The sequence below is a fragment of the Pseudomonas abyssi genome (assembly GCF_002307495.1).
Lineage (GTDB): Bacteria > Pseudomonadota > Gammaproteobacteria > Pseudomonadales > Pseudomonadaceae > Halopseudomonas > Halopseudomonas abyssi.
Genome location: NZ_NTMR01000003.1, coordinates 366022 through 387021 on the forward strand (window position 1 = coordinate 366022; position 21000 = coordinate 387021).

Sequence of the window (21000 nt, forward strand, 5' to 3'; positions counted from 1 at the left end):
TCCGGTGTTCAGCGGCTATTGAGGCGGCGTTGTATCTGGTTGCGAGCGGCGGCCAGCTGCGTGCCGTCCAGCTGCCCCGAGAGTTGTTCAAGATAGCGCTTGCCGCGCTGTTCGCCATTGACCAGTGACAGGCTCAGCCAGACGTAGGCGGTTTGCGGGTCTTCCGGGCCACCTGTGCCGCGCAGGTAGTCCAGCCCCAGGCGGTATTGCGCTTCGGCGGAGCCGCGCTCGGCGGCCTGCTCCAGCCAGTATCGTCCAGCGGCTGTGCCGTTCTTGTCGATACCAAGGGCAAGCATGGCTGGCAGGTAGCCGGCCGCGGCAGCCTGGCGCAGCTGGCTTTCGGCGCGTCCCGGGTCGGCCGCGGTGCCCTGGCCTTGCTGATAGGCCTGCGCCAGTTGGTAGTGGGCCTCGGGCAGCTGCTGGGCGGCGGCTTTCTGTAGCCAGCCAAAGGCTTCCTCGGGGGCTTGCGGTTTGAGCAGCTCGGCGAGTAGCAGTTGACCATTGGCCTGCCCCTGATCGGCTGCCAGGCGAGCCCAGCGCAGCGCCTCGGTCTGATTGCCGTTGCTGTTGCTGATGGTGGCCAGGTGATGTCGGGCTTTGGCGTCACCCGCGTTGGCTGCGGTGCGGCAGATCGATTCGGCCTGCTGGTAGTTTTTGATCGCGAACAGCAGATAGCACTCCTGCGCCTGGGCGGAGCTGCCGGTCTGCGCTGTGTTGCCGGTGTTGCTTGCGCCGGGCGACCTTGCGGCAGGCGATCCTGCGGCAGCTGTATGCTCGTCGGATGCGGCGCTTGCTGGCACGCGCTTGGCAAACTCATTGACCACCTCAGGACAGGAAAACGCGTAGCCCGCCTCAAGGCGCTGCAGTGAGTCGCGGGTGGCCGGCTGGCTGTTGTAGCGATAGGCGATAGCGCGGCAGCGACTGTCTCTTTCTGCGCGCACCACAGGCAGGTAGTCGCGGTAGTCGGGGTCGTCGGTATGGTTGTTCAGGTAGCGGGTCAGCGGGTCAATGTAGGCCTGGTCGAATAGCGCTTCGACTTCAGCATGCCGTGCTTCAGCCTGCGGGTCGCCAGTCATGTTGGCTGCCAGGTCTGCCAGTTTCTGAGCCTGCGTTTTGATGGCTTCACCCGAGCGACTCAGAACGTTGTTCCGGTCGGACAGCGTTTGACAGCCGCCAAGCGCTATGGCGAGCACCAACAGCACGGTAGTGTGGATCCGCATCATCTCTCTCTGGTGAGGTGGCGAGCGGCCTCTGTCGAGACGGCGCTGCCGGGCAAAGGCTGAAGAACAGGCGTTGTGCGCCTGTGGCCATCCTTTGCCATTGCAGCGGTGGTCAGTCTATCAGAAAGCCCGCGCAGCCCATGCATGATGGCAAATAGACAGTCGTTTTGTCGATGGGGTTCCATCGAATGGCGACAGGTTGCCGAAGAGCTGGAACGCTTTTTGCGTAGTCCCCGACAAGTATGTGAATAGCGTCAAATATTTGATTCGGGGACACTTCTGCCAATGGCTGTTGATCGCGCGCAACTGATGGGCAACATGCGGACCAATCTGGCCGGGCTGCGTCATGGCAGCCTGGGGATTCCGGTGCTGCTGCTGGTGATGCTCGGCATGATGATGCTGCCGATCCCGCCCTTTCTGCTGGACGTGTTCTTTACCTTCAATATCGCGCTGTCACTGGTGGTGCTGCTGGTCTGCGCCTACGCGCTGCGGCCGCTGGATTTTGCGGTATTCCCGACCATTCTGCTGATCTCGACGTTGCTGCGTCTGGCGCTGAATGTGGCCTCTACCCGCGTGGTGCTGCTATACGGTCACGAGGGTGGCGACGCCGCCGGCAAGGTGATTCAGGCCTTTGGTGAGGTGGTGATCGGCGGCAACTATGTTGTCGGTCTGGTGGTCTTTGCCATCTTGATGATCATCAACTTTGTGGTGGTCACCAAGGGCGCCGGGCGGATTTCCGAGGTCAGCGCACGCTTTACCCTGGATGCGATGCCTGGCAAGCAGATGGCGATTGATGCCGACCTGAACTCCGGCCTGATCGATCAGGAGCAGGCCAAGACCCGTCGTCGGGAAGTGGCGCAGGAAGCCGAGTTCTACGGCTCCATGGACGGTGCCAGCAAATTCGTGCGCGGCGATGCCATTGCCGGCCTGCTGATCCTGTTCATCAACGTGCTTGGTGGTCTGGCTATTGGTATGGCGCAGCATGGCCTGCCGTTTGCCGAGGCAGGCCGCATCTATGTGCTGCTGACCATCGGTGACGGTCTGGTGGCGCAGATTCCGTCGCTGCTGTTGTCGACAGCGGCGGCCATCATGGTGACCCGTGTCTCCACCTCCGAGGACATGGGCGCGCAGGTTCAGCGTCAGATGTTCGCCTCGCCCAAGGCGTTGGCGGTGGCGGCGGCGATTCTGATCGTGATGGGCCTGATCCCCGGCATGCCGCACTTTTCGTTTCTCAGTCTGGGCGCCATTGCCGCCGGTGGCGCCTGGTTTATCGCCAAGCGCCAGAAGGAGAAGGCTGAAGAAGAAGTCGAAGCCGAGCGCAAGCAGGCGCAACTGCCGGCCGTGCAGGCGCCGGAAACCCGCGAGCTGGGCTGGGATGACGTTACCCCGGTGGACATGGTCGGGCTGGAGGTTGGCTATCGTCTGATCCCGCTGGTCGATCGCAATCAGGGTGGACAGCTGCTGGCACGTATCAAGGGCGTGCGCAAAAAGCTCTCGCAGGACCTGGGCTTTCTGATGCCGTCGGTCCACATCCGCGACAACCTGGATCTGGCCCCCAACGCCTATCGTCTGACGCTGATGGGGGTGAGTGTGGCCGAGGCCGAGATCTATCCGGACCGCGAGTTGGCGATCAACCCCGGACAGGTGTTCGGCGAGATCAAGGGCATTGCCGGCAAGGATCCGGCCTTTGGGCTGGATGCGGTCTGGATCGAAGCATCACAGAAGGACCAGGCCCAATCACTGGGGTACACCGTGGTAGACGCCAGTACCGTGGTCGCTACCCACATCAACCAGATTCTGCACAAGCACGCGCACGAACTCATTGGGCATGAGGAAGTGCAGCAATTGATGCAGGTGCTGGCCAAGGCCTCGCCAAAGCTGGCCGAGGAGCTGGTGCCGGGCCTGATTTCGGTCTCCAATCTGCTCAAGGTGCTGCAGGGGCTGCTGCAGGAGCAGGTGCCGGTGCGGGATATCCGCACCATCGCCGAGGCCATCGCCAACAACTCGGGCAAGAGTCAAGATACCGGCGCGCTGATTGGCGCCGTGCGGGTCGCGCTGTCACGCTCCATCGTGCAAAGCATTGTGGGGCTTGACTCCGAGCTGCCTGTGATCACTCTGGAGCCCAGGTTGGAACAGATGTTGCTACAGAGTCTGCAGAAGGCCGGGCAGGGCGCTGATGACGGAATGTTGTTGGAGCCGGGCATGGCCGAGAAGCTGCAACGCTCGCTGTCCGACGCGGTACAACGGCAGGAGGTGCAGGGCAAGCCGGCGATTCTGCTGGTGGCCGGGCCGATTCGCATGATGATGGCCAAGTTTGTCCGCTATGCGGCGCCCGGAGCCCATGTACTGTCCTACCAGGAAATACCGGACAGCAAGCAGGTCACCATCATTGCGACGGTTGGCCAGAACTAGCAGCACCGAATGATTGAGGCATCTGCTGCGGCAGATGACCGTTAAGCGACGAGGTCAGCCATGAAAGTCAAACGTTTCTTTGCCGCCGATATGCGTCAGGCGATGAAGCTGGTCCGCGATGAGCTGGGTGCCGATGCGTCCATCATTGCCAACCGTCGGGTGGCTGGCGGCGTCGAGCTGACGGCAGCGCTGGATTACGAGGCGCCGCGCCTGAGCGCGCCGACGCCCGGTCTGGACCAGGAGCTGAAAAAGACCCAGGAGCGCATTGTTGCGGCCCGCGCTGAGCTGGAGGACGGCCAGATGGCGTCCCACGATCAGCCGCTGGTCAACCGCCAGCTGTTTGGTGACAGCACCCGCCACGCTGCCCGTCAGGGCTCTGCCGAGGCGCGCGAGCTGCTGGATCGACTGATTCAGGAGCCGACTGAACCGGCTCCCGCTGCGCAGGCGGCACCGCGCCGTGCTCAGGCTGCGACCCCGGCGCCGGCGGCTGAAGCCGACAGCGCTGGGCTCAGTGCCATGCGCGCCGAGCTGGCGGGGCTGCGCGAGATGCTCGAATCCCAGCTGGGTGGCCTGGCCTGGGGCCAACTGAATCAGCAAAAGCCCAAGCAGGCTGGCCTCTGGCGTCGTTTGACGCAGATGGGGCTGCCGGCTGATGTCTGCCAGGGATTGCTGCGTCAGGTTTCTGACGTGAGTGACGTACGGCAAGCCTGGCGCATGCTGCTGGCGCACCTGGCGCATCGCGTCCCGGTGCTGCGCGAAGAGCCCATTGATGCCGGCGGTGTGATCGCTCTGGTTGGCCCCACCGGTGCCGGCAAGACGACGACCCTTGGCAAGCTGGCCGCCCGTTATGTGCTCAAGCACGGCAGCCAGCATGTTGCGCTGGTGACCATGGATACTTACCGGATTGGCGCGCACGAACAGCTACGCACCCTGGGGCGGATTCTCAACGTGCCGGTCAAGGTGGTTGACGACAAGCAGAACCTCAGCGACGTGTTGGCCGACTTTGCCGGCAAACGCCTGGTGCTGATCGACACCGCAGGCCTGCAGGCGAATGATCCCTACCTGCGTGGGCAGCTGGATGCACTGGCCCAGCAGGGGCGTCAGGTGCGCAATCTGCTGGTGCTGGCAGCGACCAGTCAGCATCGGGTGATGAAAGCGGCCTATCACAATTACAAGTCCTGCGGCCTCTCTGGTTGTATCCTGACCAAGGTCGATGAAGCAGCTACGCTGGGAGAGTCACTGGGGCTGGCTATGGAGCAGGGTTTGCCGGTAGCCTATCTGGCAGATGGCCAGCGGATTCCGGACGATTTGAGCAAGGCCGTGGGCCATCAGCTGGTCAGCCGTGCGGTCAGCATGGCAGGCAACGAAGCGCCGGCGGATCAGGCCATGGCAGATGTGTTTGCCGGTATGATGCACGGCCAGCGGGCAGGCTAAGTTAAGTTAAACAGACAAGGTACCAAGCGCAGATGGGCAGCAATCACCCGGTTCAGGTTATCGCAGTCACCGGCGGCAAAGGCGGCATCGGCAAGACCAACGTGTCGGTCAACCTCAGTCTGGCGTTGGCCGACATGGGGCGGCGCGTCGTGCTGCTGGACGCTGACCTTGGCCTGGCCAACGTCGACGTCCTGCTCGGTCTCAAACCCAAGGCGACGCTGGCCGATGTGCTCGAAGGCAAATGCGACCTGCGCGATGTCATGGTCACCGGCCCCGGCGGCATTCGCATCGTGCCCGCCGCCTCCGGTGCCGCCAACATGGTCAGCCTCAGCCCGCAACAGCACGCGGGTCTGATTCAGGCGTTCAGTGAAATTGGCGACAACATCGATGTGCTGGTCGTGGACACCGCCGCCGGTATTGGCGACTCTGTGGTCAGTTTTGTCCGCGCCGCGCAGGAAGCGCTGATTGTCGTCTGCGATGAGCCGACCTCCATTACCGACGCCTACGCGCTGATCAAGCTGCTCAACCGCGATCACGGCATGACCCGTTTCCGTGTATTGGCCAATATGGTGGGCACGCCGCAGGAAGGGCGTATGGTGTTTGCTAAACTCACCAAGGTAACTGACCGTTTTCTGGATGTGGCCCTGCAGTATGTTGGCGCGGTTCCCTTTGATGAGGCTGTGCGCAAGTCGGTGCAGAAGCAGCGCGCAGTGTTCGAGGCGTTTCCGCGCAGCAAGGCGTCGCTGGCGATTCGGGCCATTGCCCAGAAGGTGGATGCCTGGCCGTTGCCAGCCAACCCCCGCGGTCACCTGGAGTTCTTTGTCGAGCGCCTGGTGCAGCCGACAGGAACCGGTCTATGACAGCACAGGCTGGCAGATTGAACATGTATACACGCGCACAAGGCTCGGCTGAGCAGCAGGATCGCCTAGTCGAGCAGTATGCCCCGCTGGTCAAACGTATCGCCTACCACCTGCTTGGACGTCTGCCTTCCAGCGTCCAGGTCGAAGATCTTATGCAAGCCGGCATGATTGGCTTGCTTGAAGCCTCCCGCAAGTTCGATTTTGGCAAGGGCGCCAGCTTTGAAACCTACGCCGGCATCCGCATTCGTGGCGCCATGCTTGATGAGGTTCGCAAGGGCGACTGGGCCCCGCGCTCGGTGCACCGTAATACGCGCATGGTCAGTGACGCGATGCGCGCGGTCGAGGCGCGATTGGGACGTGACGCTAAAGATCACGAGGTTGCAGCCGAACTGGATATGAGCCTGGAGGAGTATTACGCGATTCTGAGTGATACCGCCGGCAGCAAGCTGTTCAGTTTCGACGATCTGCTGGAGGCCGGGGCACCGGCTGATGTGCAAGGGGGAGAGGAGCCCTTGAGCGGCCTGCAGGACGAGCGGTTTCGCGCGGCGCTGGTAGAGGCGATCGATGGTCTGCCGGAGCGCGAACGACTGCTGCTGTCGCTGTATTATGATGAGGAGCTGAACCTCAAGGAGATCGGTGCGGTCTTGGGCGTCAGCGAGTCGCGGGTCAGCCAGCTGCATAGCCAGTGCGCCGCTCGGCTGCGGGCAAAGCTGACAAACTGGCGAAATGATTGATTTTGTCGCCAACATCCGGACAATGCTCGGATTGCCTGGCTGGCAGATGGCCGTCAGGGTGCGGTAACCGGCGTTGAACAGGGCGCATCTGAACAGGCCATTGAGATCAGTGGCCTGCTCAGAGCTTCTTCTACGGCTTGTGTGGCCATTGGCAATGGGTTTTGGGAGTGCAGGCCTGCACTTATCCTGGTTTGTACGGAGGTCGACTTGGACAAGAATATGAAAATTCTCATCGTTGATGATTTTTCGACGATGAGGCGCATCATCAAGAACCTGTTGCGCGACCTCGGGTTTACCAACACCGCAGAGGCCGATGACGGCAATACGGCGCTGCCGATGCTGCAAAGCGGCAACTTCGACTTTCTGGTAACCGACTGGAACATGCCGGGCATGAGCGGCATTGATCTGCTGCGTGCCGTACGAGCAGACGATCGACTCAAGCACCTGCCGGTACTCATGGTGACCGCCGAGGCCAAACGTGACCAGATCATCGAGGCGGCGCAGGCCGGCGTGAATGGCTACGTCGTCAAACCCTTCACTGCGCAGGCGCTGAAAGAAAAGATCGAGAAGATTTTCGAGCGGGTGCAACCCAAATAACAATCAGCCGGGGTACAGGTTATGGCTTTGAGCAAGGATCCCGGTCAGGCGACTGCCCAGGAATTCGAACATTCTCTCAAGGACAATGCGCACCAGCTGGTTGGTCACCTTGAAAATGGCGACTTCGCCGAGGCGCTGCTGGTGATTCACGCCATTAATCAGGCGCGCGATCGTGGTTTGTATCACGAGGTCGGTCAACTGACCCGCGCCCTGCATAACGCGATTGTCAACTTCCAGATAGACACCTCCCATGCCCTGGGCGGTGATGCTGAAACGTCCAAAATTTCCGACGCCTCTGATCGCCTGGATTATGTTGTTCAACTGACCGACAAGGCGGCCAACCGCACCATGGATCTGGTCGAGGTCAGTGCGCCCAAGGTGTCCGAGCTGGGCCAGCAGGCCAGCGCACTCAAGGCAGACTGGCAGCGCCTGCAACGGCGCGAAATGGCTGCTGATGAATTTCGTGATCTGTATCGTCGCGTGGGCGAGTTTCTGGACCGTACCGAAACCACCAGTTCCGAGGTGTCAGCGCACCTCAACGATATTCTGATCGCCCAGGATTACCAGGACCTGACAGGTCAGGTGATCAAGCGCGTGATCACGCTGGTGCACGACGTCGAGGAGAGCCTTGTCAGTCTGGTGCGCATGGCTGGACAGGTGGATCGCATCACCGGTATCAGTCACGCCGAGGCCGGCGAGACAAAAAAAACCTCATCCAAGGGTGAAGGTCCGCAGATTCATGCCGATAAAAGAGAAGACGTTGTTTCCGGTCAGGACGAAGTTGATGATCTCCTGTCCAGTCTGGGCTTCTGACTCCTGCCGAAGTCGCCGTGCCTTGCTCCGGCGTGGCCCGACTGACAGCTGGCAAATCAGGCACCTGCCGGACCGCAGCGCTCAATAACAACGGTGCGCGCAGCAGGCAAGCCTGGGTGGCGCCAAGCCGTTTACCGATAACACGCCCGAGGGGAGTGGGTGCATGAGTTTCGAAGCGGATGAAGAAATTCTCCAGGACTTTCTGGTCGAGGCCGGAGAGATTCTGGAGCAATTGTCCGAGCAACTGGTCGAGCTGGAAAACCGGCCCGACGACATGGACCTGCTCAATGCCATCTTCCGCGGCTTCCACACCGTCAAGGGCGGCGCCGGCTTTCTGCAGCTTGATGCGCTGGTGGCCTGCTGCCACATCGCTGAGAACGTGTTCGACATCCTGCGCAAGGGCGAGCGTAAAGTTACCTCGGAGCTGATGGATGTCGTGCTGCAGGCGTTGGATACCGTCAACAGCATGTTTGATCAGGTGCGCGATCGGCAGGAGCCAACTCCGGCCGATCCCGCGTTGCTTGAGGCCTTGTCCCAGCTGGCGCAGCCGGCTTCGGCTGACGAGGCCGCAGCCGCTCCGCAACCCGCCCCTGAGCCTGCGCCCGCTGCCGAGCCTGAGGCTGCGCCTTCAGCCGGCACTGCTGACAGCGGCGACATTACCGACGACGAGTTTGAACAGCTGCTCGACGCATTGCACGGCGACGGCGGCAACCCCGCTGCACAGCCGGCGATACCCGAAAAGCCCGCCGCTGCTGCAGACTCTGACGAGATCACCGACGACGAATTTGAAGCGCTGCTTGACCAGTTGCATGGCAGCGGCAAGGCGCCGGCCGCCGCACCGGCTGCGCCCGCCGCCGGCGCTGCAGCAGACAGCCCTGCAAGTGGCTCCGCGGCCAGTGATGACATCAGCGATGACGAATTTGAAGCATTGCTTGACGAACTGCACGGCAAGGGCTCAGCACCGGGGCAGCAAGCCGCCGGTGAGGTGGACGCAGGCGAATCGCCAGCCACAGCGGCAGCGGGCTCGGACAACATTACCGACGATGAATTTGAGGCGCTGCTGGATCAGCTGCATGGCAAGGGCAGTGCGCCCGGCGCCGCTGCCGAGTCCGCTGGTGCGGTAACGCCGCCCAAGCCCGCCGCACCGCCAGCCAAGCCGGCAGCTAAGGCTGAAACGCCCAAACCTGCTGCCAAGTCGGCGGCCGCTCCTGCAGCCAAGGCGCCTGCCGCCCCTGTGGCGAGCAAGCCGGCCAACGCTGCCGAAGCGCCTGCTGCGGCCGAAACCACCGTGCGGGTAGATACTGCACGGCTGGACGAAATCATGAACATGGTTGGCGAACTGGTGCTGGTGCGCAACCGCCTGGTGCGCCTGGGGCTCTCCAGCGGTGATGAGGAGCTGGGCAAGGCCGTTGCCAATCTGGATGTGGTGACAGCCGACCTGCAGATGTCGGTCATGAAGACCCGCATGCAGCCCATCAAAAAAGTCTTTGGCCGATTCCCGCGTGTGGTGCGAGACCTGGCGCGGAACCTGAAGAAAGAAATCAACCTTGAACTGATCGGCGAAGAGACCGATCTGGACAAGAACCTGGTTGAGGCGCTGGCCGATCCGTTGGTCCACCTGGTGCGCAACTCGGTTGACCATGGCATCGAAATGCCGGACGAGCGTGAAGCGGCCGGCAAGGCGCGTACCGGCAAGGTGGTGCTGTCGGCGCAGCAGGAAGGCGATCACATCCTGCTCACCATCGTCGATGACGGCAAGGGCATGGACCCGGAAATCCTGCGTGCCAAGGCCGTAGAGAAGGGCATGATGGAGAAGGATGCGGCGGATCGTTTGAGCGACACCGAATGCTTCAACCTGATTCTGGCGCCCGGATTCTCGACCAAGACCGAAATTTCCGACGTATCCGGTCGCGGTGTCGGCATGGACGTGGTCAAGACCAAGATCTCCCAGCTCAACGGCACTATCAATATCGAGTCAACCAAGGGGCAGGGGTCGCGCATTGCGATCAAGGTGCCCCTGACCCTGGCCATCATGCCGACGCTGATGGTCATGCTGGCCGATCAGGCGTTTGCCCTGCCGCTGGTCAGCGTGAACGAGATTTACAGCCTGGACCTGTCGCGTACCAACGTCGTCGACGGCCAGGAAGTCATCATCGTGCGCGACAAGGCGCTGCCGCTGTTCTACCTCAAGCGTTGGCTGATGCCGGGTGTCGAGGATACCAGTGACCATTCTGCCGCCAGTGTGGTGATCGTTTCGGTCGGCACGCAGCGTGTCGGGTTTGTGGTCGATCAGCTGGTTGGCCAGGAAGAGGTCGTGATTAAACCGCTGGGTCGCATGCTGCAAGGCACGGCAGGCATGGCGGGCGCAACGATTACCGGTGATGGGCGCATTGCTCTGATCCTGGATATTCCCAGTCTGCTCAAGCGCTACGCGCGGCGCATGTGATAGCCTGAGCCGGAGCCTGCAAGGGGCTCCGGCACGGCAAGCGCCCGGCATTTTGCCTGTGGTGCGGCACGACTCATATTAGATGCAGGAAGCAGTTCGGGAGAGGGTATGGCGGTCAAGGTTCTGGTGGTCGACGATTCGGGTTTCTTTCGCCGCAGGGTGACGGAGATTCTGGCGGGCGACCCGCAAATCCAGGTGGTTGGCACCGCCAACAATGGCCGCGAGGCGATTGAACAGACCCTGGCGTTGCATCCGGACGTGATCACCATGGATTACGAGATGCCGGTCATGGATGGCATTGAAGCGGTGCGTCAGATCATGCAGCGCTGCCCGACGCCGGTCATCATGTTTTCCTCGCTGACCTACGAGGGCGCTCGCGTCAGTCTGGATGCGCTGGATGCCGGCGCGGCCGACTATCTCCCCAAGAACTTTGAAGACATCTCGCGTAACCCGGACAAGGTGCGCCAGCTGCTGTGCGAGCGAGTGCAGGGCCTGGCGCGCACCAATCGCCGCTCGCTGGGTTTGAGCAACACCCATCACGCACAGCCAGCCAGCACCCTGAGCCCGCCGGCGCGCGGTATCAGCCCAACGCCGGCCGCGCCGCCGCCGCGCCCGGTCGCAGCTCCCACTACGCCGGCCAAAACCAGTCCGGCGCCGCGCAAGCGTAGCTACAAGCTGGTAGCCATCGGCACCTCCACGGGCGGCCCGGTCGCACTGCAGAAGGTGCTGACCCAACTGCCTGCCAACTTCCCCGCGCCGCTGTTGCTGGTACAGCACATGCCTGCTGCCTTCACCAAGGCGTTTGCCGAGCGGCTCGATAAACTCTGCCGAATCTCTGTCAAGGAAGCCGAGGACGGCGACACCTTGCGTCCTGGGCGCGCTCTGTTGGCGCCGGGCGGCAAGCAGATGATGGTGGACTCGCGTGGTGTGGTGCGCATCCTGCCCGGCGATGAGCGACTGAATTACAAACCCTGTGTCGACGTTACTTTCGGCTCTGCCGCCAAGGCCTTTCAGGACAAGGTACTGGCCATTGTCTTGACCGGCATGGGCGCTGATGGCCGCGAAGGCGCGCGCCTGCTCAAGCAGGCCGGCAGTGCGGTCTGGGCACAGGATGAGGCCAGCTGCGTGATTTATGGCATGCCGATGGCCGTGGCCAAGGCCAATCTGGCCGACGGCATCTACCCGCTGGATGACATCGGTCGCTACCTGGCAGAGATTGGTTGATGGATATTCTCAGCGTCATTGGCGTCATTCTGGCCTTTGTCGCCATTATCGGCGGCAATTATCTGGAGGGCGGGCATGCCAGTGCGCTGTTGAACGGTCCGGCGGCGCTGATCGTGATCGGCGGCACCTTGGGCGCTGCCTTTATCCAGACGCCGCTGACCGTGTTCAAGCGCGCCTTGGTGATTTTGCGCTGGATTGTGTTTCCGCCTTCCAATCGTCTGCGCGAGGGCATTGCCCAGGTGATCAACTGGAGCACCATTGCCCGCAAGGAAGGTCTGCTCGGACTGGAGTCGTTGGCCGAACTGGAGCCCGACGCCTTTGCCCGCAAGGGGCTGCAGTTGCTGGTCGACGGTAGTGAGCCGGAGGCGCTGCGCAGTATTCTGGAAGTGGAGCTGGTCAATCGCGAGCATGCTGACCTGATGGCGGCCAAGGTGTACGAGAGCATGGGGGGCTACTCGCCCACCATCGGCATCATCGGCGCGGTCATGGGGCTGATTCATGTCATGGGTAATCTGGCTGATCCGTCGCGCCTGGGCGCCGGCATAGCGGTTGCTTTCGTCGCGACTATTTACGGTGTGGCGCTGGCCAACCTGTTCCTGCTGCCGGTAGCGGCCAAGCTCAAGTCGGTGGTGCTGCAGCAGTCCAAGTATCGTGAGATGATGCTGGAAGGGCTGCTGTCGATTGCTGAAGGTGAAAACCCGCGTTCCATCGAAATGAAGCTTGAAGGCTTCCTCGACTGAGTCGGAGGCTGCCAGCATGCGTCGCAAACGTCATGAAGAACACGAAAATCACGAGCGATGGCTGGTGTCCTATGCCGATTTCATCACCTTGCTCTTCGCCTTTTTCGTCGTCATGTATTCCATCTCCTCGGTCAACGAGGGCAAGTACAAGGTGCTGTCCGATACCCTGGAGGGCGCTTTCAATCAGCCTCAGCGTTCGGTCGATCCTATTCAGATCGGTGACCAGCTGCCGCGTGGCCTGACCCGCGAGAACAACGACGCCAGCGGCGCAGGTACGCCAGACTCTGGTAGCCAGGCGTTGGCCGATATCACCAGTGCCATGCAGTCCGCCTTCGGTGAGTTGATTCAGGCTGGTGAGCTGGAAGTGCGTGGCAATGAGCTGTGGGTCGAGATCGAGCTGAACTCGGGGCTGCTGTTCCCCAGTGGCGATGCTCTGCCGCTGGATGCTGCCTTCGACCTGGTAGAGCGCATTGCGGACATCCTCAAGCCCTATGACAACCCGGTCCATGTCGAGGGCTTTACCGACAACATCCCGATTCGCTCGGGACGCTACCCAACCAACTGGGAGTTGTCTGCAGCGCGTGCGGCGACCGTCGTACGAATGCTCAGCAATGGCGGCGTGAACCCTGACCGACTGGCTGCGGTAGGCTATGGTGAGTTTAGACCGGTGGCCGATAACAACACGGCTGCTGGGCGGCGGGCCAATCGGCGTGTGGTGCTGCTGGTGTCGCGCTTTCTGGATCGGCGGCATGAGCCCTTTGCGGCGCCGACCGAAGGGGTGGACGAGATGCGTGAGGCGCGTTTGCCCTCCGAGGCTTCTGGCACGGGTTCTGCATCGAATCCATTCCGGTAGTCGGAAATGGATTGGTCTGTCAAAATGTTGTCGTGTTCTCACGGTGTAAGGGTGTCCATTCCATGGCACACCTGCGGAGGAAAGGTATGAGAGTCTGGGCCGTTGCCAACCAGAAAGGGGGAGTGGGTAAAACCACGTCCGCCGTGGCGCTGGCTGGCCTGCTGGCGGACCAAGGCCAGCAGGTGCTGGTGGTAGACCTAGATCCGCATGGCTCCATGACCAGCTATTTTGGTCATGATCCTGACCAGCTCACCAGCAGCGTATTCAATCTGTTCCAGCATAATGGCCAGGTACCTGACGGCCTGGCTGCCGCGTTGCTCAAGGATACTTCCCACCCAAATATCCGCCTCATGCCCTCCAGTACCTCATTGGCAACGCTGGAGCGGCAGTCGGCTGCCCAGGGCGGTTATGGGCTGGTGATTTCCCGGGCGCTGGCGCAGCTGTGGAATGACTACCAGTTCGTGATCATCGACAGCCCGCCCCTGTTGGGCGTGTCCATGATCAACGCGTTGGCGGCCTGCGAGCAGCTGATCATCCCGGTGCAAACCGAGTTTCTTGCGCTCAAGGGCCTCGAGCGCATGGTACACACGTTGAATATGGTCAACCGCTCCCGCAAGCAGGCGCTGCCGTATACCATTGTGCCGACGCTGTTTGATCGGCGCACCCAGGCGTCGCTGAACACCCTGCGCCTGCTGCGTCGCGATTACGCCGAGCACCTCTGGCAAGCCTACATCCCGATCGATACCAAACTGCGTGACGCCAGTCTGGCTGGTGTGGTGCCGTCGCAGCTCGATGGCAATGCGCGCGGTGTGCTGGCCTATCGCGCGTTGCTGCGTTACCTTCTGGCGCAATCGTTGAGCCGTGGCGAGCAGGTCGCCTGAGCCATGCGAAACTCCGTGACCGGAGCGGCTAATGCTTTGGCACGACAAGCCGATACACAATCAAGGCCGTGCGCGGCGTAGTGAGCTGATGTCCAGGTTATGAACAAGCCCCAGTTACCGGTACAGCAATATGTTCCTGAGCAGACCATCCAGCATTATCTGGATGCGTTGCTGCAGGATGCGGCCGACGAGCTGGCGCGCGCGGACGCCGAGGTGGCGGCGTCTGCACCGGCCCCGGTAGTGACAGAGGCGCCGCGGGCGGCGGTTGTGCATAAGCTGGAGCGCCCGGTGGAGATCACCGAGCCGCAGATGCCGGCTGAACCGATGATTGAGCCGCCGGCTGCGCCACCGCCGGTGCAGCAGGCCATTGCGGCCTGGCGCGAGGAGCCCTTCGAGGCGCTGCTGTTCGATGTCGGTGGCCTGAAACTCGCCGTCCCTCTGGTGCTGCTGGGCAGTATTTATCCGCTGGAGGGCGAAATCACCCCGTTGTTTGGTCAACCAGACTGGTTTCTTGGCATTCTGTCCACGCCGGCGGGCAATCTGAAGGTGTTGGATACTGCTCGCTGGGTGATGCCGGAGCGCTACACGCCTGAGCTGCAGGACACCCTTGGTTTTGTTATTTCCGTGGAAGGTTACGACTGGGGGATGGCGGTGCATGGTGTGCAGCAGTCCATTCGCCTCAGTCCGGAGCAGGTCAAGTGGCGTTCGCAGCAGGGCAAGCGGCCCTGGCTGGCCGGGACGGTGATCGAACACATGTGTGCATTGCTGGATGTCTCGGCGCTGGCCGAGCTGATTGTGGGCAGTGGCGGTGCGGCTGGTAATGCCGCTGCGCCAGCATTAGGATGAGTATGGCAGGGCTGCGTCGCCAAGCGATGGGCGTGGCCTTGGACTTCAACGATGATCGGGAAGCAAGACAATGAAAAATAATTCGGGACAAGGTGCTGAAGATCCGATCCTGCAATGGGTGACCTTTCGTCTGGACAACGAGAGTTACGGCATCAACGTGATGCAGGTGCAGGAGGTGCTGCGGCACACCGAGATTGCACCGGTCCCCGGCGCGCCAACCTATGTGCTCGGCATCATCAACCTGCGCGGCAACGTGGTGACGGTGATCGATACCCGCCAGCGTTTTGGTCTGACTCCGGCTCCGATTACCGACAACACCCGTATCGTCATCATTGAAGCCGACAAGCAGGTTGTCGGCATTCTGGTCGACTCGGTCGCTGAAGTGGTTTACCTGCGTCAGTCCGAGATCGAAACCGCACCCAACGTGGGGACCGACGAGTCAGCCAAGTTTATTCAGGGTGTCTGCAACAAGAACAACGAACTGCTGATTCTGGTCGATCTGGAAAAGATGATGACCGAAGATGAGTGGGCTGAGCTGTCAGGGTTCTGATTGATGAATGAACCCTGGTTGCTGCTGGTCCTCGGCGGGCTGCTCGGTATCCTGCTGGCCGCGCTGGCGGTGCTGTTCATGCAGGTACGCCGTCTGCCGGTTGAACAGCAGCAACAGGAAGCCCGGCTGCAGACCCGGCTGGAGCAGCTGTCGCGTGAGCTGGCGACCTTTCAGCAGGGTAGTATTCGCATGGGTGAGGAAATCATCGCGCTGCGTCAGCAGGTGAAACGTCTGGAAGACAAACAGCTCAAGCTGGAGCAGCACGACCCGCAGTCTCTCCCCTACAACCAGGCTGCGCGCCTGGTTGGCATGGGCGCGAGCATCGAAGACCTGACCCAGTCCTGTGGCCTGTCCAAGGCCGAGGCCGAGCTGTTCGTCAAGTTGCACGCCTCGCGCCAGGCATAACCTACGCGCTTTACTCTTCCTTCCTGTTTTCCAGTTGGAGCGGCTTCTCCTTTCCGCCATCGGGATCAAAGCCTTTCGGGCGTTTGCCTTTGATGTACCAGGCAAAGGCGATGATCTCGGCGATGGTGCGATAGAGCGCCTCCGGGATCTGATCACCCAGTTCCATACGCGCGAGCATGCGCGCCAGGTCCGCATTTTCGTAAATCGGCACTTCATACTGCATCGCCAGCTGAACGATCTGCTCGGCCAGGTCGCCTTCGCCCTTGGCGGTGATGGTGGGGGCCTGTTCTCCGCCGTCGTAGACCAGGGCGATCGCTTCGCGTGCATCGCTCATCAGGTGACCTCGTCGATCCAGGTTTGCTGTACGGCCTGCCGTGGGGCAGGCGGTGTGCCGCAGTGGCAGCTGATCTCGCCGACATCCAGCCCCTTGGCCAGCAGGCGATCACGCAGGGTGCTCAGTTCGCTGTTCAGTAGCGCGAGTGTCGGTTGCTGTTCGGCCCATAGTTCGCTGCTGACGCGATCGTTGCGCAGCCTGGCAATGGCCTGCAGGCTGCCCAGGTGATCCAGGTTGAAGGCCAGGCGGACTTCCCAGACAGGCACCGGCTCGGGCTGCTCGCGATCCGGCGCGGGGCTGTCGCGTTGAATGCGCATCTGTACGTGGTTGAACTGCTGACCGTCGCGCAGCGGAATTTCCAGCTGCCAGGTGGTCTGGGTGCTGCCGTCTGAAAACGTCTGGGTCTGGCCCATGCTCTGCAACTGATGATGCTGGATGCGCGAGAGCAGGGCCGCAGTCAGTCGCAGCAGGCTGCCCAGATCACCGGTGTCGCCCAATGCCTGCAATGCGCGACTGGGCAGCGGGAATAGGCCGGGCTTGGCGGCCGATTGCTGCTGCGCTGCCTGTATCGCCTGCTGCCAGGGGCCTGGCGGCAGACCGGCGGTTTGCAGGCTGCCTGGCGGCAGTTGTTGTTGCAGGGTGACCAGCAGGCCGAGCAGGGCGCCTTTGAAGTCGGCGCCGGCTAGCGGCTCGGCGGCGGCCGGGCTGGCCAGACTGGCGAGCAGCGGCAGCAGCTTGTCGAGCGCGGGCAGGGGATTGGGTATCCGGGGGGCACCCTCTGCGGTGAGGGTGGCCGGGTTGGCCACCGGCTCGCTGCCAGCAGGGGGGACTGGTGCGGGCGCGGCAGCAGCCTGGCGACCGAGAATTTGTGCTAACTGCGCCAGGTTGCTCTCCAGAAAGGCGCCGCTCTGGGCGACGGCGTTGGCCACGCCGGTCGCGGTGGTCAACTGCGGCGCGCTGACGATCTGATTGAGCACGCTCTGAATCGCCTGGTGCAACTGCGGCACCGCTGGCAGTGGCTGCGGGTTGCTGGCCAGGGTCTGCAGGCGGGCCAAAAGCGGTTCGGCAGAGCCCTGGCGTTGCAGTGCCTCACGCAGCCCTTGCAGCAGATCGGCCTGGCGCAGCTGTTCGCTGGCACTTTGCACGCGCAATTCGCCCTGGCTGCCAACGGTGGCGTTGAGTTGGGTGCCGGGGGCGACCGGGCGCGTGCTGCTCAGCTGCAGCAGGACTTGCGGAGCGCTTTGCTGCACTAGCTCAGCAACCAGCTGATAGCGGGCGATCTTGCCGTCGGGCGCGGGTACCGCTTGCTGCTCGAGAACCCTTGCCTGCAACTGGCTGCCAGCAGGGAACTGCTGCGGGTCGAGCCGCGTCAAGGGCGGTCCGGGAGCAGCGCCGGTGGCTGGCTGCAAGGCAGCCATCAACTGGTTCTGCGAGATTGCTTGAACCAGCAACTGGCTGCCGGCAGGCAAGGGCTGTGGGCTGCTGGTGGGCAAGGTCGTGCTGGTAGCGGTTGAGGGGGCAGTACCAAGGTTCTGTTTCGAGATGCGCAGCAGCAGTTCAAACTGGCCATTGGCGTTGGGCCGCTCGCTGCTCTGGATGACCTCTGCACGTGCCTGTTCGCCGCCCAGCAGGGCCAATGCGTCAATTGGCCGCAAGAGTTGCAGGGCGACCACCAGCGCGTCGGCACTGCGGGCCGGCGCCGCGCTGGCGGGCGCTGTGGGCTGGGTCGGGCTGGTCGGTGGCAGGCGAATATCAGGGCTCATGTTGTCACATGTTGACGTAAATCGAGGTCCCCGGCCAAGGGGCTGCATGTATAATGGCGCCGCTGAAATAATAGCGCTCGGCGGAGTCTGCTGGCCTGACAGAGTATAGCGGCAGCCAGCGCAAGAACATGAATAGGGTGGCGACTCGACAGGGTAGCCTACGGAGTACAGGTGGCGGCTGAGCAGATCGACATCATCGACCTGACTTGCGAGCGGGATGAGCGCGAGTTGTTTCGCGGGCTGAGTTGTCGCCTGCAGGCCGGTGAGGTGCTGCAGGTGGCCGGGCCGAATGGCGCCGGCAAGACCAGCTTGCTGCGTATTCTGGCCGGGCTGATGCCGGCGGCTGACGGTGATGTCCATTACGGCGGCCGGTCTGTGCTGGGTGGCTCGGGACGCGAGCACTGGCGCCGCAGCTTGCTGTTTCTGGGGCACGCAACTGCTGTCAAGGCGACCCTGACAGCCGAAGAAAACCTGGCCTGGTTGTGTGCGCTGGATCAGCCGGTGGCGCCTGAGGCGATCTGGGATGCCCTGGCAGCCGTTGGGCTGCGCGGCTACGAAGACGTGCCTTGCCGGCAGATGTCGGCAGGGCAGCAGCGCCGCGTTGCGCTGGCGCGGCTGCGTTTGCAGCACAAGCCGGTCTGGGTGCTGGACGAACCCTTCACGGCGCTGGATCAGGCCGCCGTACGCGCACTGGAACAACAGATTCTGGCCTTTGCCGATACCGGCGGCACCGTTGTGCTGACTACGCACCACAGCCTGGATCACCTGAGTCAGGTGCGTCAGCTGGATCTGGGGCGGGTGGTCTGATGCGCGCTGTGATCTGGCAATTGCTGCAGCGTGAATGGCAGCTCAGCTGGCGCCGGCCGGGTGATGTGCTCAACCCGCTGGTGTTCTTCGCCATGGTGATTACCCTGTTTCCGCTGGCGGTGGGCCCGGAGCCGCAGATGCTGCAACGCATGGCCTCAGGCGTCATCTGGGTGGCAGCATTGCTGGCGACGTTGCTGTCATTGGACGGCCTGTTTCGCAGCGATTTTGAGGACGGCTCGTTGGAGCAGTGGGTACTCTCGCCGCACCCGCTGACGCTGCTGGTGCTGGTCAAGGTGCTGCACCACTGGCTGATGTGCGGCGTGCTGCTGGTGCTCCTGACCCCCTTGCTGGGCATGATGCTGGCGCTGCCCTGGTCGGTGATTCCGGTGCTCTGTGTCACCCTGTTGCTGGGCACCGCGGTATTGAGTTTGCTGGGGGCGATTGGTGCGGCGCTGACGGTCGGCCTCAAGGGTGGCGGCAGCATGTTGCTGGCGCTGCTGATTCTGCCCCTGTATATCCCGGTGTTGATTCTCGGCACCGGCACCATGGATGCGGCGCTGCAGGGCTTGCCCGTGCAGGGCTACCTGCTCTGGATGAGCTGCCTGGCGGTGCTGGCGCTGAGCCTGTCACCTCTGGCCATTGCGGCGGGTCTGCGCATCGGGGTCAGCGAATGACGGTTAGCGAAGAACATGCGGAGTTGAACGGCCAATGAGCTGGACTTTTTTCCACAAGCTGGGTTCGCCCAAATGGTTTTACGAGATCAGCGGCAAGCTGTTGCCGTGGGTTACCGCCTTCAGTCTGCTGGCGCTGGTGATTGGTATCGTCTGGGGGCTGGTGTTTGCGCCCGAGGACTACCAGCAGGGCAACAGCTTTCGCATTATCTATATTCACGTGCCGGCGGCCATTCTGGCCCAGTCCTGCTACATGATGCTGGCGGTGGCGGGCGTGGTCGGGCTGGTCTGGCGCATGAAACTGGCGGATGTGGCGCTGCAGTGCGCGGCGCCAATTGGCGCCTGGATGACCCTGGTGGCGCTATTCACCGGCTCCATCTGGGGTAAGCCGACCTGGGGCACCTACTGGGAGTGGGATGCCCGTCTGACGTCGATGCTGATCCTGCTGTTTCTGTACTTTGGCATCATTGCCCTGCGCATGGCGATCAGCAATCGTGATACCGCCGCCAAGGCCACTGCGGTGATGGCGATTGTCGGGGTGATCAACATCCCGATCATCAAGTACTCGGTGGACTGGTGGAATACCCTGCACCAGCCTGCCACCTTTACCATCACCGAGAAGCCGGCCATGCCGCCGGAGATGTGGCTGCCGCTGCTGGTGATGGTGCTGGCCTTCTATGGTCTGTTTACCCTGAATCTGTTGATGCGCATGCGTCTTGAAGTGTTGCGCCGCGAACACAAGACCCGCTGGGCGCGGGCCGCTCTGGAGAGCAATACATGAGCAACCTGGCCGAGTTTTTTGCCATGGGTGGCCATGGCCCCTATGTCTGGACCGCTTACGGATTGACGGGCGCGGTTCTGATTCTGTTGTTCCTCACCCCGATACTTGGACGTCGTCGGCTGGTGCAGGCTGAAGCACGCCGTCGTCGGCGAGAGGAAACCTGATGCATCCCGCACGAAAGAAACGCCTGATCCTGATTCTCTTGGTGTTGCTGGGCGTCGGCGCTGCCGTGGCGCTGGCCCTGAGCGCGCTGCGCGAAAACATCAATCTGTTCTACACCCCCACCCAGATCGCCAATGGCGAGGTACCCGAAGGGGCGCGTATCCGTGCCGGCGGCATGGTGGTCGATGGCAGCGTCAAGCGCTCCAGCGATAGCCTGGATGTGCGCTTTGACGTCTCCGATGGCGCCAAGGCCGTAACCATCGCCTACAGCGGCATTCTGCCGGACCTGTTCCGTGAGGGGCAGGGCATTGTCGCCTTGGGCCGGGTGAATGCCGAGGGCGTGCTGGTAGCCGATGAAGTGCTGGCCAAGCACGATGAGGAATACATGCCGCCCGAAGTGGCCAAGGCCATGAGCGATGCCATGCAGAACAAGGCAGCGCAATCGGCAACAGCGGAATAAGGGGTAA

Annotated in this window: 22 protein-coding genes; 19 read left to right on the top strand and 3 right to left on the bottom strand. The window is 62.2% G+C overall.

The window, feature by feature from the left end; all coding sequences use genetic code 11:
• Positions 1 to 8: 8 nt before the first annotated feature.
• The gene (locus CNQ84_RS04205; protein WP_096003650.1) at positions 9 to 1223 is read right to left on the bottom strand and encodes a tetratricopeptide repeat protein; all 1215 of its coding nucleotides are present in this window, start codon (positions 1221 to 1223) and stop codon (positions 9 to 11) included.
• 282 nt (positions 1224 to 1505) lie between these two features.
• Here CNQ84_RS04205 and flhA point away from each other — a divergent pair, with 282 nt between their 5' ends.
• The 14 genes from flhA (at position 1506) to CNQ84_RS04275 (ending at position 16015) form a co-directional block, all read left to right on the top strand.
• Positions 1506 to 3632, top strand: a complete 2127-nt coding sequence (gene flhA, locus CNQ84_RS04210) for a flagellar biosynthesis protein FlhA (protein ID WP_096003651.1) — start codon at positions 1506 to 1508, stop codon at positions 3630 to 3632.
• Between the two features lie 60 nt (positions 3633 to 3692).
• Positions 3693 to 5066, top strand: coding sequence for a flagellar biosynthesis GTPase FlhF (gene flhF, locus CNQ84_RS04215; protein ID WP_096003652.1), 1374 nt, complete (start codon positions 3693 to 3695; stop codon positions 5064 to 5066).
• Between the two features lie 32 nt (positions 5067 to 5098).
• The gene (fleN, locus tag CNQ84_RS04220) at positions 5099 to 5926 is read left to right on the top strand and encodes a flagellar synthesis regulator FleN (RefSeq protein ID WP_096003653.1); all 828 of its coding nucleotides are present in this window, start codon (positions 5099 to 5101) and stop codon (positions 5924 to 5926) included.
• On the top strand, positions 5923 to 6660 hold the full coding sequence (locus tag CNQ84_RS04225; protein WP_096003654.1) for an RNA polymerase sigma factor FliA: 738 nt from the start codon (positions 5923 to 5925) through the stop codon (positions 6658 to 6660). Before fleN ends, CNQ84_RS04225 begins: the two co-directional genes overlap by 4 nt.
• A 219-nt stretch (positions 6661 to 6879) precedes the next feature.
• Positions 6880 to 7257: a chemotaxis response regulator CheY gene (locus CNQ84_RS04230; protein ID WP_174704239.1), complete on the top strand. Its 378-nt coding sequence runs from the start codon at positions 6880 to 6882 to the stop codon at positions 7255 to 7257.
• A 21-nt stretch (positions 7258 to 7278) separates the two neighbouring features.
• Positions 7279 to 8070 carry a protein phosphatase CheZ gene (locus CNQ84_RS04235; protein WP_096003655.1) on the top strand — a complete coding sequence of 264 codons (792 nt, stop codon included), beginning with the start codon at positions 7279 to 7281 and terminating at the stop codon, positions 8068 to 8070.
• Positions 8071 to 8233: 163 nt separating this feature from the next.
• Positions 8234 to 10516, top strand: coding sequence for a chemotaxis protein CheA (locus CNQ84_RS04240; RefSeq protein ID WP_096003656.1), 2283 nt, complete (start codon positions 8234 to 8236; stop codon positions 10514 to 10516).
• A gap of 108 nt (positions 10517 to 10624) precedes the next feature.
• On the top strand, positions 10625 to 11740 hold the full coding sequence (locus CNQ84_RS04245; RefSeq protein ID WP_096003657.1) for a protein-glutamate methylesterase/protein-glutamine glutaminase: 1116 nt from the start codon (positions 10625 to 10627) through the stop codon (positions 11738 to 11740).
• Positions 11740 to 12480, top strand: a complete 741-nt coding sequence (locus CNQ84_RS04250; protein ID WP_096003658.1) for a flagellar motor protein — start codon at positions 11740 to 11742, stop codon at positions 12478 to 12480. Before CNQ84_RS04245 ends, CNQ84_RS04250 begins: the two co-directional genes overlap by 1 nt.
• Positions 12481 to 12496: 16 nt before the next feature.
• A complete protein-coding gene (motD, locus tag CNQ84_RS04255) occupies positions 12497 to 13333 on the top strand; it encodes a flagellar motor protein MotD (RefSeq protein WP_096003659.1) in 837 nt (278 codons plus the stop codon).
• Between the two features lie 86 nt (positions 13334 to 13419).
• Positions 13420 to 14214, top strand: coding sequence for a ParA family protein (locus CNQ84_RS04260; RefSeq protein WP_083727002.1), 795 nt, complete (start codon positions 13420 to 13422; stop codon positions 14212 to 14214).
• 99 nt (positions 14215 to 14313) lie between these two features.
• A complete protein-coding gene (locus CNQ84_RS04265) occupies positions 14314 to 15060 on the top strand; it encodes a CheW domain-containing protein (protein ID WP_096003660.1) in 747 nt (248 codons plus the stop codon).
• Positions 15061 to 15130: 70 nt separating this feature from the next.
• Positions 15131 to 15610, top strand: coding sequence for a chemotaxis protein CheW (locus CNQ84_RS04270; protein WP_096003661.1), 480 nt, complete (start codon positions 15131 to 15133; stop codon positions 15608 to 15610).
• Positions 15611 to 15613: 3 nt separating this feature from the next.
• Positions 15614 to 16015 (top strand): DUF2802 domain-containing protein, encoded by a 402-nt coding sequence (locus CNQ84_RS04275; protein WP_096003662.1) that lies wholly within the window; start codon positions 15614 to 15616, stop codon positions 16013 to 16015.
• A 10-nt stretch (positions 16016 to 16025) separates the two neighbouring features.
• On the opposite strand, the gene CNQ84_RS04280 is transcribed toward CNQ84_RS04275, so the two are convergent.
• On the bottom strand, positions 16026 to 16349 hold the full coding sequence (locus tag CNQ84_RS04280) for an EscU/YscU/HrcU family type III secretion system export apparatus switch protein (RefSeq protein ID WP_083727010.1): 324 nt from the start codon (positions 16347 to 16349) through the stop codon (positions 16026 to 16028).
• Positions 16349 to 18112 carry a flagellar hook-length control protein FliK gene (gene fliK, locus CNQ84_RS04285; RefSeq protein WP_165771220.1) on the bottom strand — a complete coding sequence of 588 codons (1764 nt, stop codon included), beginning with the start codon at positions 18110 to 18112 and terminating at the stop codon, positions 16349 to 16351. The genes CNQ84_RS04280 and fliK overlap by 1 nt, the downstream gene beginning before the upstream one ends.
• Before the next feature lie 171 nt (positions 18113 to 18283).
• Between fliK and ccmA the strand changes: the two genes are divergently transcribed.
• From ccmA to ccmE, 5 genes are read left to right on the top strand one after another with little or no spacing between them, the layout of a single operon-like run.
• Positions 18284 to 18919, top strand: coding sequence for a cytochrome c biogenesis heme-transporting ATPase CcmA (ccmA, locus tag CNQ84_RS04290; RefSeq protein ID WP_096003664.1), 636 nt, complete (start codon positions 18284 to 18286; stop codon positions 18917 to 18919).
• Positions 18919 to 19593, top strand: coding sequence for a heme exporter protein CcmB (gene ccmB, locus CNQ84_RS04295; RefSeq protein ID WP_096003665.1), 675 nt, complete (start codon positions 18919 to 18921; stop codon positions 19591 to 19593). Before ccmA ends, ccmB begins: the two co-directional genes overlap by 1 nt.
• Before the next feature lie 34 nt (positions 19594 to 19627).
• Entirely contained in the window at positions 19628 to 20371 is a 744-nt protein-coding gene (locus CNQ84_RS04300; protein WP_096003666.1) for a heme ABC transporter permease, read from the top strand.
• On the top strand, positions 20368 to 20535 hold the full coding sequence (gene ccmD, locus CNQ84_RS04305; RefSeq protein ID WP_096003667.1) for a heme exporter protein CcmD: 168 nt from the start codon (positions 20368 to 20370) through the stop codon (positions 20533 to 20535). The genes CNQ84_RS04300 and ccmD overlap by 4 nt, the downstream gene beginning before the upstream one ends.
• Positions 20535 to 20993, top strand: coding sequence for a cytochrome c maturation protein CcmE (gene ccmE / locus CNQ84_RS04310; protein ID WP_096003668.1), 459 nt, complete (start codon positions 20535 to 20537; stop codon positions 20991 to 20993). Before ccmD ends, ccmE begins: the two co-directional genes overlap by 1 nt.
• The last annotated feature ends 7 nt before the right edge of the window (positions 20994 to 21000 follow it).